Source organism: Pantoea sp. RCC30.1 (assembly GCF_058148845.1).
In genome coordinates this window covers 21,151-37,184 of the sequence record NZ_JBXUHX010000020.1, presented here as the reverse complement: position 1 = coordinate 37,184, position 16,034 = coordinate 21,151, and the positions used below count along the sequence as shown (strand labels likewise).

Sequence of the window (16,034 nt, the reverse complement as noted above, 5' to 3'; positions counted from 1 at the left end):
GGATGTTGTATAGCGATATCAAGAAAGATGCAGATTATCTGCTTAATAGCTTTGCATCTGGCGAACAAGAAGTTCCAAATGCACTTGATGCAATGAAATTGAGTGCTGCTTTTCCGATAACTTGTTTGTCGCTGTATGCATTATCGTTCGCATACATCATCTATAGCTTTGTGCCGCCAGACGATGTGTGGATTAATCCTACTCTGCATTATCAGGGCCTGACGCTGGCCTTCGGTGGTTTCACGCTAATCTTATCATTAGCAATTATGGCTATGACCTACACTCCGTTCCTGTTGCTGACATCTATACCTCAGACAGTGAGGCGTAAATCGCTACTGGTGCAGAAGTTAAGTAGGATATATAAAAATTCCTGTATAGCAGCTATCTCTATTAATGGCATATATGCATTAATTGCAGCGTGGAATCCGCAGTTGTTTTATGCCGCGCCATTTGTACTTCTGATTAGTTACCTCATCATGCAGGCTATTATCAGTTCAGAATTAACACGCTTTGGTATAGCTGGCGCAATCGGTAAATTCGCCAAGATTATTAAAAAGATTTAAGTTCTCCCGGCATCTGCCGATACCCCTTCCGGCACTCTGACGGAAGGGGTTATTTTCAAACTCCCATTTAAAACAGCGTGCCCCGGGGCGCGCCTGTCCCGTTTTTTCCGTTTAACAAGGATACGTAAATGAAAAACCGTAATGCCTTCGTGGCAGCAATTGCTGCTGCCTCTCTGATGCTTTCCGGATGTAGTGCCATGAGCACCGCCATCAAAAAACGCAATCTCGACGTCAAAACCCAGATGAGTCAGACCGTCTGGCTTGAGCCCTCCAGTCAGAAAACGGTTTACCTGCAGGTACGTAATACCTCTGACAAGGACATGAGCGATCTGGAGTCGATGCTGGCGCAGGACCTGCGAGCAAAAGGCTACACTGTGACCTCAAGCCCCGATGCTGCCTATTACTGGATTCAGGCCAACGTTCTGAAAGCTGAGAAAATGGATTTGCGCCAGGCTCAAAGCTTCCTTTCGACAGGATATGAAGGTGCGGCTACGGGAGCTGCTCTGGGCGCTGGTATTACGGCTTACAACAGTAACTCAGGTGGAGCAATTCTGGGTATAGGTCTGGCCGCAGGGCTTGCAGGAATGGCAGCTGACGCAATGGTAGAAGACGTTAATTACACAATGGTGACCGATCTGCAGATTTCCGAACGCAGCAAGGCAGCTGTGACCACGGACAACGTGGCGGCGCTGCGTCAGGGCTCCTCTGGCATAAAGCTGCAGACAAGCAGCGAAGAAGGCAACCGTATGAAATACCAGACCCGTGTCGTTTCAAACGCTAATAAAGTGAACCTGAAGTTTGAAGAGGCAAAGCCTGTTCTTGAAGCGCAGCTGGCTAAATCAGTCGCCGGCATCATGTAAAGTAAGGTACTGCTTAGCTATTTCTGCAACGATCAGTGATGTAGTTATAAAAGCATCACAGCTTGGAGGTTGCTGAAATTCCTGGTAATAAGTACTGACCGGTTGCAAAACCGGCGGCACGCGCCTTAAGGGAGAAATAAGAAATCTCTCCTGACAACGGGGCGCCTGCCGACCCCCGTCTGCGCCCCCCGGGCGGCTGACTCCGGGGCAGCATCAACAGCACGGGTGCTGCCCTCCTCCCTTATGGGACCTCATATTTCCACGTTTCTCCCTGATATACGGGGTAGCGGAAGCGTGGCTCAGATTTAACCGACACTTATTCATCATGCTCCGCGGGGTTCTGCCCCCGCAGCGCGCGCCGGAGTCTGCGGTATAACGACTGTACTTCATCCCGACCTTAACTTTCTGAAGGAAATATCTATGCTCACTCTCAATGGTGCGGCTCGCACATTTGTTATCTGGTTAACCCTGTGTTTTGCCTGGAGCGCCATCGTGCTGTGGCAGTTCGGTCCTGATATCCTAAAAACCATCATGTCACACAGCCATCTGTTTGCCTGGGACCTCGCCACCCGTATGGTGCAGGGCGACATGATGCCCCCGGGCGTTATCACGCTACTGCTGATTCTGTTGGTAATGACTGCCGGCTGCGTGCTTTCCGCACTCACGCTGGCCTGCTGGAATCTGTTTATCTTCACCTGTGCTATCCCCGTCATGGCCGGCGTCTGGCTGCTTCGTCGTGCGGGGCTGATCCGCACCCCCGCGTCCATCATGCTGAAATAATCTCGGGGCCCTGAGCGGCCCAGCTTCCATTTTTCTTTCGTCGTTAGCCTGCCCGATTCTCACGGGCGGGCTACGCCTGCGTGCTATCCGGAGTCACCCATGAGTTTTACACCCAAATACCTGACGCAGGGCGGTCAGATGACGGCCTACCGGCTGCGCATGTTTGTGCAGGTCAGCAACTGGATTTTCCACTGGATGCTGTTGCTGTTCGTGATGGCCACCGGTGCGCTGTTCTGGCTGACGACGCCCGACGATGTACTGCGTAACGGCTTCTGGTACTGGGCAGCGTGGCCCAGCCACTCACTGCTGGGCCTGTCTCCGCGTGCGGCCGAGGCCACATGGGACATCTTCTGGCACTGCGATGAAAGTGCGCAGCTGTGCACGATAAAGCTGACGCCGGCGCAGCTGCTGGCCAATCCGTGGATGCAGGACATGGGTCGCCAGTTTCTTACGAACCTGCGCTTCATCGCCAGCGCCTGCGGTATCACCGCCGGCCTGCTCTGGTGCCTTATTGCCTGGTATGTGGGTCGCATCGGTAAGAAAGAGAGTGAGGACGAGTTTATCTCGGGCATGACCCTTACTGACCAGCCTAAAGAGGTCAACCGGCTGCTGAAAAAGGCCGGGGAGAAGTCCGATCTGCAGATTGGCGGCCTGAACATGGTGAAGAACGCCGAGGTCATGAACTATCTCATTCACGGCACCATCGGCGTGGGCAAGTCCACGCTCATCCGCTGGCTGCTGGACTATATTCGCCGGCGCGGCGACCGGGCGATTGTTTACGATTCAGGCGGGACGTTTATTGAAACCCACTACGACGAGCGTGTTGACAAAATTCTGAACGCGCACGACAGGCGCTGTGAGAACTGGGTGCTGTGGCGCGAGGCGCAGGACGTGGTGGACTACGAGAACATGACGGCCGCGCTGATGCCGGTCGAGGGCGACTCCGACCCGTTCTGGGTGTCCTCATCGCGCACCATCTTCAGCGATACGGCTATGCAGTTTGCCTCACGCCCCGACCGCAGCATCGAAACGTTCCTGAAGACCTGTCTCTCCATCGACCTGAAAAGCCTGCGCGAGTTTCTGAAGAACACCCCGTCGGCCAACCTGGTTGAGGAAAAAATCGAGAAGACCGCCATCTCTATCAGATCGGTGCTGACCAACTACGCCAAGTCGCTGCGCTACCTGCAGGGGCTGGATAAGGAAGGTAAGCCGGAGTTCAGCATCCGCGAGTGGATGACCGATGCGCAGTACGACAGCAGCTGGCTGTTTATCTCTACCACGGCCCGCCACCGTAAGGCTGTGCGCCCCCTGATATCGATGTGGCTGTCGCTGGCCACGCTGCTGCTGCAGAGCATGGGCGAGAACAGCGACAGGCGCGTGTGGTTCATCGGTGATGAGATTGCCAGCCTGCAGAAGATACCGGAGTTCAACGAAACGCTGGCCGAGGCGCGCAAGTTCGGCGGCTGTTTCGTGCTGGGCATTCAGAACATGCCGCAGCTGATCCACATCTATGGCCGCGAGATGGCCAAAGCCATTTTTGACCTGCTGAACACCCGCGCCTATGGCCGTTCGCCGAGCGCTGAGGTGGCCAAAATCGTGGAGGAAGAGCTGGGTCATCAGCGCCGGCGCGAGGCGCGCGAACAGAACAGCTACGGCCTTGACCAGGTACGTGACGGTATCTCCATCAGTAAGGACAAGGTCAACGAGCCCATCGTGGACTACGACCAGATTATGAAGATGCCGAACCTGCAGTTCTATGTGCGCCTCCCGGGCGAATACCCGGTGGTGAAGCTGAACCTGAAGTACCGCAAGCAGAAAAAATATCACCCCGCGCTGATTGAGCGCGACTTCCGTGACCGGCTGAGTCCGGAGCTTGAACAAATCATCGAGAGCAACGAACGCAGTTCCAGTGCGGCGAACATTTCGTTTCCGACCGGCGAAGAAATACTGGAAAACGGTGACCGTACCACCGCCACCGCCGCAACTGAGCCTGCACCGGCCTCTCCGTCTGCTGATACGTTAAAAACCGTTCCTCCTGTAACCCGACAGGAGCCGCCTGCAGAGAAAGAGACTAAGCCTTCCCTGGATGTGCAGCCTCAAGTGAAGGCGACTGAACCGGCTCCCGTATCGGGCGGCAATGTGCTGACTACCTCAAACGTCAGTCCGTTCCCACGCCGCGCCACTGTTTTGCCCATCAGTACGCATCAGGTCAGGCCGCGGCCAGCCAGGCAATCCACAGCGGACATAACAGCAGAGATAGCGCCCACCCTGTCGGCACCCGCGGTTGCACAGGCTGATACCGGCCCGAGGCTTTCTCCGCTGGACCGAATCCGGCGTCTACAGACCGGCACTACGGCAGGCTCAGCAGAAACCGACAGCGACACGCCGGGGGGCGAGGCTCCCGAGTTGAACATGCAGATGGAAAAAGACGACGGCGGGCGCCTCATCGTCCGGCACATCAGCCCGCGGAAAACTGACCAGGAAAAGCGTGAAGAGGCTGATGCCAGGCAGTACAGCGACGCCAACGCACGCATGGCCGATGACGAAAAGAACATCCTGCGACACCGCGACGACTACGACGCGTATCAGGAGATGAGTGACAGCCTTGACCCGGGAGGGTATGAACGATGATGACCGTTGCTCCGGTGGCTTCGGCCGCCGACGCTGCCGGCTACTACAGCAGCAAAGATAACTATTACTTTCTGGATGACATGCCCACGCAGTGGATGGGTGAGGGTGCGCGCGAACTCGGACTTGAGGGACCGGTTGACCTGGATACATTCACGGACATCCTGCACGGCAATCTGCCCAACGGCGTGATGCTGGGTAAGGAGGTGCAGGGTGCCCACGTGCACCGCCCGGGTCACGACTTTACCTTTTCAGCACCCAAAAGCGTCTCGATGCTCATCCTCGCCGGCGGCGATAAACGCCTGCTGGAAGCGCACCATGAGGCGGTAAAAGAGACGCTGGCCATCATGGAGCAGACGGTAAGCGCCCGTGACACGAAGGAAGGCGTCACGCGCATCGTGACCAGCGGTAAAATGGTCGCCGCACTGTTCACCCACGACACCTCCCGCAACCTCGATCCGCAGATCCACACGCACGCGGTGATGGCCAACGTCACGGAGCTGGACGGCAAGTGGAAGGCGCTGGCCACCGACACCATTCACGGCGCCGGCTTTATCGAAACGGCGTACCGCAACCAGATAACGTACGGCAAAATCTACCGCAACGTGCTTAAAAGCAAGGCTGAGGCTATCGGCTATGAAACCGTGCCGACCGGCGGCCGTCATGATTTGTGGGAGATAAAGGGCTTTACGGAAGCGGTGCTGGATGAGTTCTCCTCACGCCACCGGGAAATCCACGCCCGTGCCGGCGAGGATGCCTCGCTGAAAAGCCGCGACGTGGCCGCACTTGATACCCGTCAGCGCAAGCAGGACATCAGCCGCTATGGTGAGGGCGAGGGGGCAACGGGGCGATCCCGGCCCGAATCCTCCGTCGTATCCGTGCCTTCTGAGCCTGTGTTGGAGCGGGCAGCGCCAGCCACAGATAAAGTCCCTGAAAAAGCGGATAAAGAACCTTTAACCCCATCAGCACAGGATAAAGACGTGCCGGCAGAGCCTGCGCCGGAGCGCACGGTGTCAGTGGCAGAAAAAGCCGCTGTAACAGCGGATAAGGACATATCAGCGCCGTCAGCACAGGTTAAAGATGACCCGATCGCCAAACCCGAAACGGCCGACGGCCGTGCCCGGCTGCAGGCACGCTGGCAGCGCCAGATGGAAGATACCGGCTTTGACATTCAGGGCGTGATGAATGAAGCGCGCGAACGTGAAATGTCCCGGCCGGAAGCGGGTGAGGTGCAGGACGCCCCTGTGCCGGCGATGGACGCGGTCCGCACCGCCATTTCCGTGCTAAGCGACAGTAAAACGCGGTTTACCTACGGGGATCTTCTGCTGACCGCTCATAACGCCGGTGAACTGCAGAACACCATTCCGGACCTGCGCAGGGCGCTTGACCAGGCGATTCATGACAACCTGCTCGTGCCTCTCGACGGTGATAAAGGCGTATTTACCTCGCACATCCACCTGCTGGATGAGCTGTCGGTGCAGTCGCTGGCGGCAGATATCCTGAAAGAGAACCGGGTAATTAACTTCAGCCCCGACGGCGGTCTGTCCCCCGGGCACCCTGAGCACATTGCCCGGGAGCCCGCCGTCATCATCAGTGCACCTGCATCAGTCGGGCGGCTGCGTGAGGTTACGGAGGAGCTGGTGACAATGTCACGTGAGCAGGGGCGCGAGGTCAGCGTGCTGACCAGTTCAGCCGAGCGCGCACTCAGCTTTGCCAGATCACCTGAGCTCCGGGACCGTCTGCTCCACCGCAGCCGGATGCTTGATGGCAACTTCAGCCTGATGCCGCAGAGTACGGTCATCGTGGAGAGCGCGGAAAAACTCAGCCTGAAGGAAATGCTGGTGCTCACCGGTGAGGCGCAGCAGCAGAATGCGCAGCTGCTGTTTCTGGACAGCGCCGGACGACAGTCAAATGCGAATGCCCTGTCCGTGCTGACGGCAGCGGGCGTAAAGCGTCAGAGCCTGAACGCACCGTCTGACGGAATCGAGGTGCGCGTGACCAGTATTCAGGACAAGCGCGACCGCTATCAGGCGCTGGCAGATCGCTATGCCGGAATGGACCCTGTGGAGGGGCCCGTTACGGCCGTTGTGACAGGCCCGCGCGAGCAGAGCCATCTGACCGGTGTTATCAGGAGGGCGCTGCAGGATGCCGGCAGGCTCGGGCAGGAGTCGGTCAGCATCGTGGCGCGTACGCCGGTGTTTATGACGGCTAAAGAGCGCCGTCTCCCCCAGACCTACCGCGCCGGTATGGTGCTTGAGGACCGGTCAGAGAAAAACGAAACGCGGCACTACGTCATCGACCGCGTGCATGATGAGACCCGCATGCTCTCGCTGATTGACGGGGACGGGGTGCTGTCACGGGTAAAACTCAGCGCACTCTCCGGCGACTGGCGGCTGTTCACGCAGAATGATGTTGAAGTTGCCGCCGGTGAACGCCTGTTTGCGCTTGCCAGCGATAAGCATGCGGGCCTGAAGGCGCGCGATCGCCTCACGGTCACGGCTATTGAAAACGGCACGCTCATCGTTCAGCGAGAAGGGCAGCAAAAGCCGCTGCGGCTGGATGCGTCCCGGCCGCTTTACGTGACTTACGGATACGTCAGCGCGCCCGGCAGCCGTGACAACGACCGCGGCACGGTACTGGCCAGCCTGGGCGCACAGGATCTGTCGGTGAATATGATCAACGCGCTGGCGCAGTCCGGCCATGAGGCGGAGATTTTTACCGGCGAAGCCCTGAGCCGGGCGGAAGAGAAGCTGGGACGCCTGCGCTCAACGCGCTCGCCGCTGTCGCTGGTCCGTCAGGCCAGCGGAAAGGAGGATGCCAGTGAGGCCGTGGACACGCTCAGTAAACAGCTGCTCTCTGATGCACAGAAAGCCGTAACGCGAAGCGTGGCGCAGATGCGGGACGTCGCTTTCCCGTGGGCGAAGCTGCTGGATGAGGCGCTGACGTTCTGCGGTGACCTGAAGCTTATCGAGAGTGAAGTTGCCCGGCAGGTTAAGGAGGGTGACCTCATTGAGGTGCAGACCGGCGCCGGGCCTCACTTCGTTGCGCGCTCCACGTGGGAGATGGAAAAAGCCATCGTGAGCGAAATTGAGCGGGGTAAAAACACGCAGGTGCCGCTGATGGCACAGGTCGATCCGGCTCTCCTGTCCGGCCTGACTCAGGGCCAGAAAGAGGCCACCTCGCTGATTCTGCAGAGTCCGGACCGGTTTACGGCCGTGCAGGGGTATGCAGGCGTCGGTAAAACCACCCAGTTCAATGCGGTAAAGGCGGCCATTGATACCCTGCCGGCTGACGCGCGTCCGGTCATTGTAGGGCTGGGGCCAACTCACCGGGCGGTTAAGGAGATGGCGGGCACCGGCATCGATGCGCAGACTCTGAAGTCGTTTGTGCTGGACTGGCAGATGCGCAGTGCGGCCGGTGAAGACGTCCGCTATGACAACATGCTGTTCCTTATTGATGAGTCATCCATGATTGGTAACCAGGACACCGCGGCGGCGTACCGCGCGATCGCCGCCGGCAACGGCCGCGCCGTACCAGTAGGGGACGTTGCCCAGCTGCAGTCGCCCGAGAGCGGTGCGCCATTCCAGCTGATGCAGGAGCGGAGCCCGATTGACGTGGCGGTGATGAAGGAAATCGTGCGCCAGCGCGATCCGGACCTGAAGTCTGCGGTGTACAGCATCATCAGTAATGATTTCGCGGCGGCGCTGAGAAACATTGAAAAGGTGTCGCCGGACGTTGTTCCCAGGCGTGCAGGCACGGTGCTGCCCACAGGATCAATTGTCGAGTCAGCAGATCCTGTATCCACAATCGTGGCTGACTTTATGAGCCGCACCGATGAAGCACGGGAGCAGACCATGATCATGGTTCAGCTGCACGCAGACCGCAGAGCCATCAATGAGGGTATTCATAACGCGATGGTTGAATCAAAAGAGCTGGGCGAGGCGTACCGCACCGTTCCTGTCCTGGACCGCATCAACGGCGGCCGGCACGACTTTAACCGGATTGACGACTGGGAAACCGGGCAGGTGGTGATGGCCAATCAGCGGTACCTGCACGTCACCGGCGTTGACCCTGTTAACGGCAATGTCACTCTGAAGGATGAAGCGGGGCGCACGCAGTTCTGGTCGCCGCAGGAACTCAATGCCACTGAAATTGAGGTTTTTGAGACCCGCTCAATTGAGCTTCGCACGGGCGACAGCGTCCGCCTGAGTAAAACTCAGAAGCAGGCCGGTCACGCTGCACACGAACAGTATCGCGTCGAAGAGCTGCGCGACAATGGTGAGATTGTGCTGCGCAACGCCAGCGGAGTGAAGGTTATCGACCCGGCAGCAACGTTCGCTGACCGGCACGTGGACTACAGCTGGGCGGTCACCGGCTACGGCGCGCAGGGCGCCAGTGCCCGTTACTCGCTGGCACTGGAGGGCGTTAAAGGCGCACGTGAGCTGATGAGCGGCGCGCGGGCGTTTTATATCAACGTCTCGCGTGCGAAGGACCATGTCCAGATTTTTACCGATGATAAAGCAGGCTGGACAAAGACGCTCAGGACCGGAAAAGAAGGGCCGGCCACGGCGCATGATGCACTCACGCCCGAGCCGGAGCGTGATCGGGCCAGGCGGATCTGGGCGATGGGTCAGCCTGCGTCTAAAACGGCAATCGGCCGCGCGTTTCTGCGGTCAAATGGCCTGCGCGGCAGTCCGGTTACGGCACGCATCATCCCGCCGACACGGAAGTTCCCTGAGCCGCATCTGGCCCTGCCGGTGTTCGACGGTAACGGAAAAGCGGCGGGTCTGACGATGGTGCCGCTACGACCCGGCAGCGGTGACATGGATCGGGGGGCTGAAAGGCGGATTTTTACCGCCGGCGCACAAGCGGCGCTTGTGCAGAAAAGCAGGAACGGTGAAACGCATGTGGTGACCACGCTGGACGAAGCGCTCAGTATGGCGAGAAAGCATCCCACTTCAGGCGTTCTGCTTAAGACCGGAAACGACTCGCCGTCACAACAGCTTCTTAAGATTTCCAGAGGCGTGGAGCCCGTTGCCGAAACGGCGGTAAGAGCTGCCGTTAACAGCGTGCAGAATACGCCGCCCGTTCCGGAAGATACGGTATCAACGGTGGCACCTGCCGACATTAGCGACGCAGCTGTCAGAGACCTTGTCAGGAAAGACAGTCAGCAGCCTGACACTCCTGCCGTACCGGAACCGGAAATCAGCAGCAGAAACGGTCGTGCCGATTTGGTAGCAGAGAGAAAGCTAGCCACAGATCTCAGCCTAGCTGCTCCACAGGAGATTACAGACAGTGAGAAACCTGAGATCCCTGTTACCAGGTCTGTAACGGACGAGGCGAAACTTGCCAGCCGGGTTCTGGAGAATACCCGGCCGGACTCCCCGGAAATTATCAGGATGCAGGAGGAGAGCCGGGAACAGCCAGTGCATTCGGGCAAGGGCGATACAGAACTGGCCACTGTGCTTTCAGCAGCCTCCCGGACGGAAAAAGACTTTGCGGCAGGTCTCAGCAGGCCGGTTCAGCATGATGCTCCGGAGCGCATGCCACCGGAACTGTCACATGAACCCTCAAGGAACATTCAGAAAGAGCGTTAAAAATCAGCGCGGCCGTACTCATTGCGGCCGTCTCACCTTCAGTCTGCTCAACGCAGCCATATGAGATAAATCATGAAACAGACCCTTAAGATGGCCAGCAAAGCTCTGGCCATGAGCGCTGCTTTGTTTACAGTACAGGCCGGTGCCGCCGGTACTGAAGCGTTTACCCCGGAGCAGCAGACGCGTATCGGCGAGATTGCAGCTGACTATCTGATTGCGCACCCGGACGTGCTCATTGAGGTGAGCAAAAAGCTGCAGGCACGACAGCAGGCCATGCAGCAGCAGGCTTACGTGCAGTCAGCGCTGAAAACACACCGGCTGCTGATGCAGCTGGATGGCGTGCCCGTTAAAGGGCCGGTGGACTCAAAAGTCATCGTGACCGAGTTTTTTGACTACGAATGCAGTGCCTGCAGCATGATGGCGCCGGTGATGGAAAAGGTGATGGCTGCAAACGCCGGCGTGCGCTTTGCGTTCCGGGACTGGACCATCTTTGCCGCCCGCTATCCGGAGTCATCGCAGGCATCGCACCGCGGACTGGGTGTTTACCGGAAGCAGGGGGCAGATGCATACATGGCATTTCACAACGGTATTTACCGGACCGGGCATAATGAAGGAAAACTGACGGCAGAAGACATTGAGAAGGTCGCCGCCGCGGCCGGTGTAGGTGCGGCTTCAGACGAGGATAAAGCCGTGTCTGACCACGTTACGGAGAACAATGCAGCCCTGGCTGAAATGATGGGGCTGAGGGGAACGCCGGGCATTATCGTGATGCCGGCCGAGAACGCCACGCCGGACAACACCACGGTCATTCCGGGTGTGGTCAGCGAACAGGTCATGCAGCAGGCCATAACCCGGGCAGAAAAGGGTTAAAAAAGCCCGGCCTGAGTGACAGAGGGCTGGGCACACTATCCCAAACGGAATAACACCACCAAACAAAGGAAATCCCGCCGGTAGCATGAGATAGCATCCGCCATTCTGTCAAACCTTTACCGCATGTGACCATAAAGAATCCCGGCCCGGGGCCGGGAAGGTGAAACCTGTTAATCTGCCCTTTAGAACCCGCCAGCGGGCATTGTCCGGGGTATCAGCTATTCCACCAGAACCTTTACCCCATGACGACCACGCCGCTCAGGCTGTTCGTTCCTCGCGGTGCTGCGGTACGCCTCAGCCCGACCGCCCTGCCCGTCGTAAATTAAAAGCGATTGTCTGCGATCCCACCACAGCCGGCTGCCTGAATATCAGTGAATACCTCTCCTAGACATTTTCCAGGTATCACAGTCCCGCAAGACGCGAAATTTGTATTATGCCCGCCTGCAGATGTTAACCCGGTCACTGTAAAGTTTATCGGTGAGCTTTTTTTATCCTTACGATTCGTGCTATGAGCAAACTGTGCTGGATTTAAATGGGTGAGATGGGTATTCTTTTCAGAATTCGCCGGGCGGCGATCCTTTTTAGATCCTTGTCAGATACTGTGGTGGTTGATGATGAGGGTGTGCAGTAAACCTGTAGCCGGACATGCGCGGAGCGGGAACGAATCAACCGGATAGGACGTATCCGTAAAAACGTCCAGGGTATGGAGCCCACGTTTCACCGGGCTCTGAATGCAAAAACCCCCCGAAATCTGTCATCAACTTGGCGGAAGGCGGCAGAAATCAGGGGGTCCAAAAGCAGGCGCTGGCCTGTGAAGGATTATAACGCATGCTTTTCATAAGACAACCCCTGTCCGCCATAAGTTCGGGACAGGGTGAATGACCAGATTTTAATCGGGTTAAACCGCCCGAACCTCAAAAATGACGGACGCCGTCGCGGCGATCACTCCGTTGCCTGCAAGTGCTCAAACCCTGAATGGTTTGCACCCGATAACTTCCGGCGCCTGCCGGGACAGATGGGGCACGCTATGAGCCGGCTCGTTATGAAAGACAAACGCACCGGCAAAATGATGCTGCGCCAGCGCATGTCCCGTCACCCGTATTTTGTGCAGCTGCGCGAAGCCGCCGGCCGCAAACGCGATTTCCGGCCGGAAAAGCAGGCGCTGTATGATTCGACCTGGCCGCTGGTTATTCAGCGTGCCGATCTGGCCACCTCTGTTGTCACCTTCAACGGTAGTAAGCTGGCCGACGAGCTCAGCCCGAAAGACGAAAACGGCAACGTTATACCGGAAACGCGCGTTGAGCCATCCCGGCTTTCGCGCCTTTTTGAGGAGTGGGAGCGCTTTGGCCTGATTGAGCGTCCGGATCTGGAAATGGACCCGGCCACCGGCTACTGCATGCCACGCCACATCGTGCTGACGGACCGCTTCTGGCAGCTGTGCGGCATTGACATGGATAAGTTCCTGGCTGAACGTAACGCCCGCCTGACGGCAGAAGCCGACGGCATTATTGAGCCCGGGACGCACGACTCCGTGCGCGCCGCGCGCCGGCGCTGGTATGAAAATATGCGCATGGCCACGCTGCTGAAGCGGCGTGAAAAAGCCGCCAGCAAAAAGCGCCGTACGCGGCTGAGTAAGCTGTCTATTGATGAACGGCGGAACGCCGTGGCCAAGCTGCTGCGCGCAGGACCTGCCCATGAATGGATGCATCTTCCTCCGGAAGAGTTCGATCGTCAGGTCTGGAACCGTCTCAGGCAGATGGATTTAGGTCTCGATTATGAACCGGAAATACCTGCGATACCTGACGTAGTACACTGACTCTGTCCCCTTTTCTTTTACCGCCTTGACTGGCGGTAAAGTCGTTTGTGCAGTGCGAAGAATTGCCAGTTTCAGCAATGCCCGCTCAGGATTTTCCCCAGAAAAAATAAAAAAACAGCGCACTTCGGAAGTGTTCTTTTTTTAATGCACATTTACCCGCAATTAAGAAAATGGCTTTACCCGTAATCAGTAATCACATTACCTGCAAGATATTCCTGACTTACGTCAGTAAGAGATCTTCATAAAGATAAGATATTTTTCATGCAGGCATTTTGCGGGGATAAGTAAATGCCTTCGCTCACAGCGGCCGCAGGCGTCCGCGCCGCTCAGAATCTGAAATAGCTCCCGCTGACGCGGGCCCCGGCCAGTGAAATTAGTTACAACAGTCAAATATTCACTGTAATCAGGCACCGCGCAGGCCTGAAGCCACAGCGCCCCTCTCCGGCCAGATCCGCGCCGGATCTGAAGCCCGGTTGCCCCCACTGACCAGCCGCCGCCGCCCGGCCCAAAGGGCCGGAACTGCAGTGGCTGATGAATGGGTGTTGTAACTAGTTGGTTCTGAGCTGCGGTAAGAGGAGCCGCGGTTTCTATCTTTCGTCTTCGACCGTCTGGCTGATAAGCTGCTGACAGGCCGCTGCATAAACGGCGTCTGGCAGGAAGGGGTTGGGGTTTTGCCACCATCAGCCCTGTAACCGGCTCTGCCGGGCTTACGGCGCCCGATGGCATCTGAGCCGTCCTTAACAGTTTCTGGCGCCTCCATGCCGCTGACGCGGCATTCAAAGGACAGGCTGCGCACTGCTCGCCTGTCCGGCTACGTCTGAGAGGTACATGCTATGCAGGTTACTGAAGCAGAACGACAGGATTCAGAAGAGGCATACCGTCTGCTGGGTGAAGCCGTCCTCATGCTGGCCGATGCGGGGCTTGAAACCACCCGCATAAGGCTGGCAGGGATATTCCGTTCGGAGCTCGACATACCTGATAAATGGTCGCCGGGTATGGCTGACGTCATGCAGGTCGTTATCGATAAGCTGGAAATTCTTCCGGAAGTGGACAATGCGGAAACGCTCTGAAAGCACAGGCCGGGTTCACTCCGGTTATTCCTGGTATTGAAACCGGAGGCCTTAACTCTTTTTTCGCTGTCCTGTTCGAGGACAGGCGGCCATGATGCTGCCGGTTTGCAACCTGGTGCCGTGCCGGTTATAAATTGAGTAAATGACGTACCGGTTACGGAAAGGAGGATTCTGTGGACGAAGAACAGGGACTGAGGATAGCGCTTTCGCCGGTGCAGCTGGCTGCTGTACTCTCTGATCGCAGCGTCAGTGAGGGTGAATCAGCCAGCAACCGTATATCCGGCGGGCTGGGGCTGGCGGGTGGCGTGGTGGAAATGTTCGGTGCAGGCGCCCTGTGCGTGGTGCCGGAGCCCACCATGCTGACCAAAGCCGGCTGCGTCTTTGTCGGAACGCACGGACTTGATACCATTCAGGCCAGTCTCCGGCAGGTCTGGACCGGCAGGCAGGTCAGTACCGATACCTTTAATTCCGCCGTGACGCTCGCGGAATCGCTCGGTGCTGACCGCCAGACCGCCATGAAGGTTGGTCTGACGGTCGATATCGCCATACCGATGGCGTTTGCACTGGCGGCCGGCGCTGAGCGGGTCATTGCCGTACGCCGCGGGCGGTTCAGAATTGCTGAGCACGAGTCACTTTCAGGACGTGCGCCCGGCGGACATACCATCGAGCGACACATCGGTAAGTCGTCGGATGAGCTGCGTGAAAGGCTTGTCAGGGAGCCCAGGCTTGAAGAATCCAGCAGCTTTAAATCACTCCGTGAGGCAGAGGCAATCATCAGCCGGGTGCTGGCGGATAATAAAAATCAGATAGCGATGTGGGTGAAGAACGTACCGCCTGGCGTGCGGGCCCGCATGCGCCTGAGCCGGCGGTTTGCGCACCCCACGGGGATAGTGGTCCGCAAAGGAAATCAGGAGACCATTACCTGTTATGCCGTCCGCGTGGTGATTGATTTCCGGTCATTTAACGGAAAACCCTATTTTATTCTGACTGCGTTTCCGGAGGTATAGTGGACCGTATCAGCATCAGTGAGCTTGATAATTTTATCGGCGTTTATTTCGGTCAGGATTACGTTATGGCCGAACCCGGTCATGAGATAGAGCCCAAAATTCAGGCCTACATTCACGACATGCCCGACGCGAATCTTCACGCCCTGCTGGCAGATATTGAACTGTTTCTGGACGGGTGTGACGATACCGAGCTGGATTTCCGGACGCATTACAAAGGGGAATTTGTGCCGGCGAACTGGGACACCACGGCGCAGGCGTTTCTGACGCTGGTACAGGCGCGGGTGTCTGCCGCGCTTAAAAACCGTGAACGCTGACGTCTGGCCGTCGATCCCCGCGAAGCAGTCAGCGTTGCCGGGTCCCTGTTCCTCCGGGTTCCCTTTTTACAGGCTACAGTGAATGCCCGGGGTGGCTCAGAATAACGGACATGCAGCGGACGAGTCGCCAGTGAACAGCCGGATACAAACCGTTGTATTTTACCCTGCACGGGCATTCTGTACGTGCGATCCGCACTTTTACGATTAACGATTTCATTCATCTGGGACCTGCCAGGAATAACGCCATGAACAGACATGAAGTGACGTCTGCGCTTTTCAGCAGCGCCGGATACAATGCGACTACCGGCGTGCTTGAGCTGGAGTACCGGAACGGCGCGTGCCGGCGCTGGCTTGCCGTGCCGGCAAAGGTGTATCAGGCCTTCTGTGCGGCCGCAGACAGCGACACTTTTTTCAGGACCAGCATCGATGGACGCTATCTCTCTGTGCGGGGCAGCCTCAGCCTGCGGCGCGGTGTCTGAGGCCATCATCAGCGCGTACGCATCATAGTTCTCCAGCGCCTGCTGGCGGC

Annotated in this window: 11 protein-coding genes; all 11 read left to right on the top strand. The window is 57.7% G+C overall.

The annotated features are described in order from the left end of the window. Positions 1-2 precede the first annotated feature (2 nt). The 11 genes from AC2LB6_RS17035 (at position 3) to AC2LB6_RS16985 (ending at position 15,984) form a co-directional block, all read left to right on the top strand. Complete coding sequence (locus tag AC2LB6_RS17035) at positions 3-563, top strand: hypothetical protein (protein ID WP_490094369.1); 561 nt, start codon at positions 3-5, stop codon at positions 561-563. Between the two features lie 128 nt (positions 564-691). Beyond that, on the top strand, positions 692-1,423 hold the full coding sequence (traT, locus tag AC2LB6_RS17030) for a complement resistance protein TraT (protein ID WP_490094368.1): 732 nt from the start codon (positions 692-694) through the stop codon (positions 1,421-1,423). Positions 1,424-1,843: 420 nt separating this feature from the next. Then, positions 1,844-2,203, top strand: coding sequence for a hypothetical protein (locus AC2LB6_RS17025; RefSeq protein WP_490094367.1), 360 nt, complete (start codon positions 1,844-1,846; stop codon positions 2,201-2,203). Between the two features lie 99 nt (positions 2,204-2,302). Further along, positions 2,303-4,834: a type IV conjugative transfer system coupling protein TraD gene (gene traD / locus AC2LB6_RS17020; RefSeq protein WP_490094366.1), complete on the top strand. Its 2,532-nt coding sequence runs from the start codon at positions 2,303-2,305 to the stop codon at positions 4,832-4,834. Continuing rightward, complete coding sequence (mobF, locus tag AC2LB6_RS17015; protein WP_490094365.1) at positions 4,831-10,428, top strand: MobF family relaxase; 5,598 nt, start codon at positions 4,831-4,833, stop codon at positions 10,426-10,428. The genes traD and mobF overlap by 4 nt, the downstream gene beginning before the upstream one ends. 72 nt (positions 10,429-10,500) lie before the next feature. Continuing rightward, positions 10,501-11,298, top strand: a complete 798-nt coding sequence (locus AC2LB6_RS17010; protein ID WP_490094364.1) for a DsbA family protein — start codon at positions 10,501-10,503, stop codon at positions 11,296-11,298. Positions 11,299-12,172: 874 nt separating this feature from the next. Further along, the gene (repA, locus tag AC2LB6_RS17005; protein WP_490094363.1) at positions 12,173-13,114 is read left to right on the top strand and encodes a plasmid replication initiator RepA; all 942 of its coding nucleotides are present in this window, start codon (positions 12,173-12,175) and stop codon (positions 13,112-13,114) included. A gap of 833 nt (positions 13,115-13,947) precedes the next feature. Then, on the top strand, positions 13,948-14,184 hold the full coding sequence (locus AC2LB6_RS17000; RefSeq protein ID WP_111535119.1) for a DUF2767 family protein: 237 nt from the start codon (positions 13,948-13,950) through the stop codon (positions 14,182-14,184). A gap of 173 nt (positions 14,185-14,357) precedes the next feature. Then, on the top strand, positions 14,358-15,191 hold the full coding sequence (locus AC2LB6_RS16995) for an RNase A-like domain-containing protein (RefSeq protein WP_490094362.1): 834 nt from the start codon (positions 14,358-14,360) through the stop codon (positions 15,189-15,191). Continuing rightward, positions 15,191-15,505 carry a contact-dependent growth inhibition system immunity protein gene (locus AC2LB6_RS16990; RefSeq protein ID WP_013360142.1) on the top strand — a complete coding sequence of 105 codons (315 nt, stop codon included), beginning with the start codon at positions 15,191-15,193 and terminating at the stop codon, positions 15,503-15,505. The genes AC2LB6_RS16995 and AC2LB6_RS16990 overlap by 1 nt, the downstream gene beginning before the upstream one ends. 245 nt (positions 15,506-15,750) lie before the next feature. Then, entirely contained in the window at positions 15,751-15,984 is a 234-nt protein-coding gene (locus tag AC2LB6_RS16985) for a KTSC domain-containing protein (RefSeq protein ID WP_490094361.1), read from the top strand. The last annotated feature ends 50 nt before the right edge of the window (positions 15,985-16,034 follow it).

Bases quoted from the DNA above. Each gene is read 5' to 3' on its own strand.
- mobF (WP_490094365.1), top strand. From the start codon at position 4,831: ATGATGACCGTTGCTCCGGTGGCTTCGGCCGCCGACGCTGCCGGCTAC.
- AC2LB6_RS17000 (WP_111535119.1), top strand. From the start codon at position 13,948: ATGCAGGTTACTGAAGCAGAACGACAGGATTCAGAAGAGGCATACCGT.
- traT (WP_490094368.1), top strand. From the start codon at position 692: ATGAAAAACCGTAATGCCTTCGTGGCAGCAATTGCTGCTGCCTCTCTG.
- AC2LB6_RS17010 (WP_490094364.1), top strand. From the start codon at position 10,501: ATGAAACAGACCCTTAAGATGGCCAGCAAAGCTCTGGCCATGAGCGCT.
- AC2LB6_RS17025 (WP_490094367.1), top strand. From the start codon at position 1,844: ATGCTCACTCTCAATGGTGCGGCTCGCACATTTGTTATCTGGTTAACC.
- AC2LB6_RS17035 (WP_490094369.1), top strand. From the start codon at position 3: ATGTTGTATAGCGATATCAAGAAAGATGCAGATTATCTGCTTAATAGC.
- AC2LB6_RS16985 (WP_490094361.1), top strand. From the start codon at position 15,751: ATGAACAGACATGAAGTGACGTCTGCGCTTTTCAGCAGCGCCGGATAC.
- traD (WP_490094366.1), top strand. From the start codon at position 2,303: ATGAGTTTTACACCCAAATACCTGACGCAGGGCGGTCAGATGACGGCC.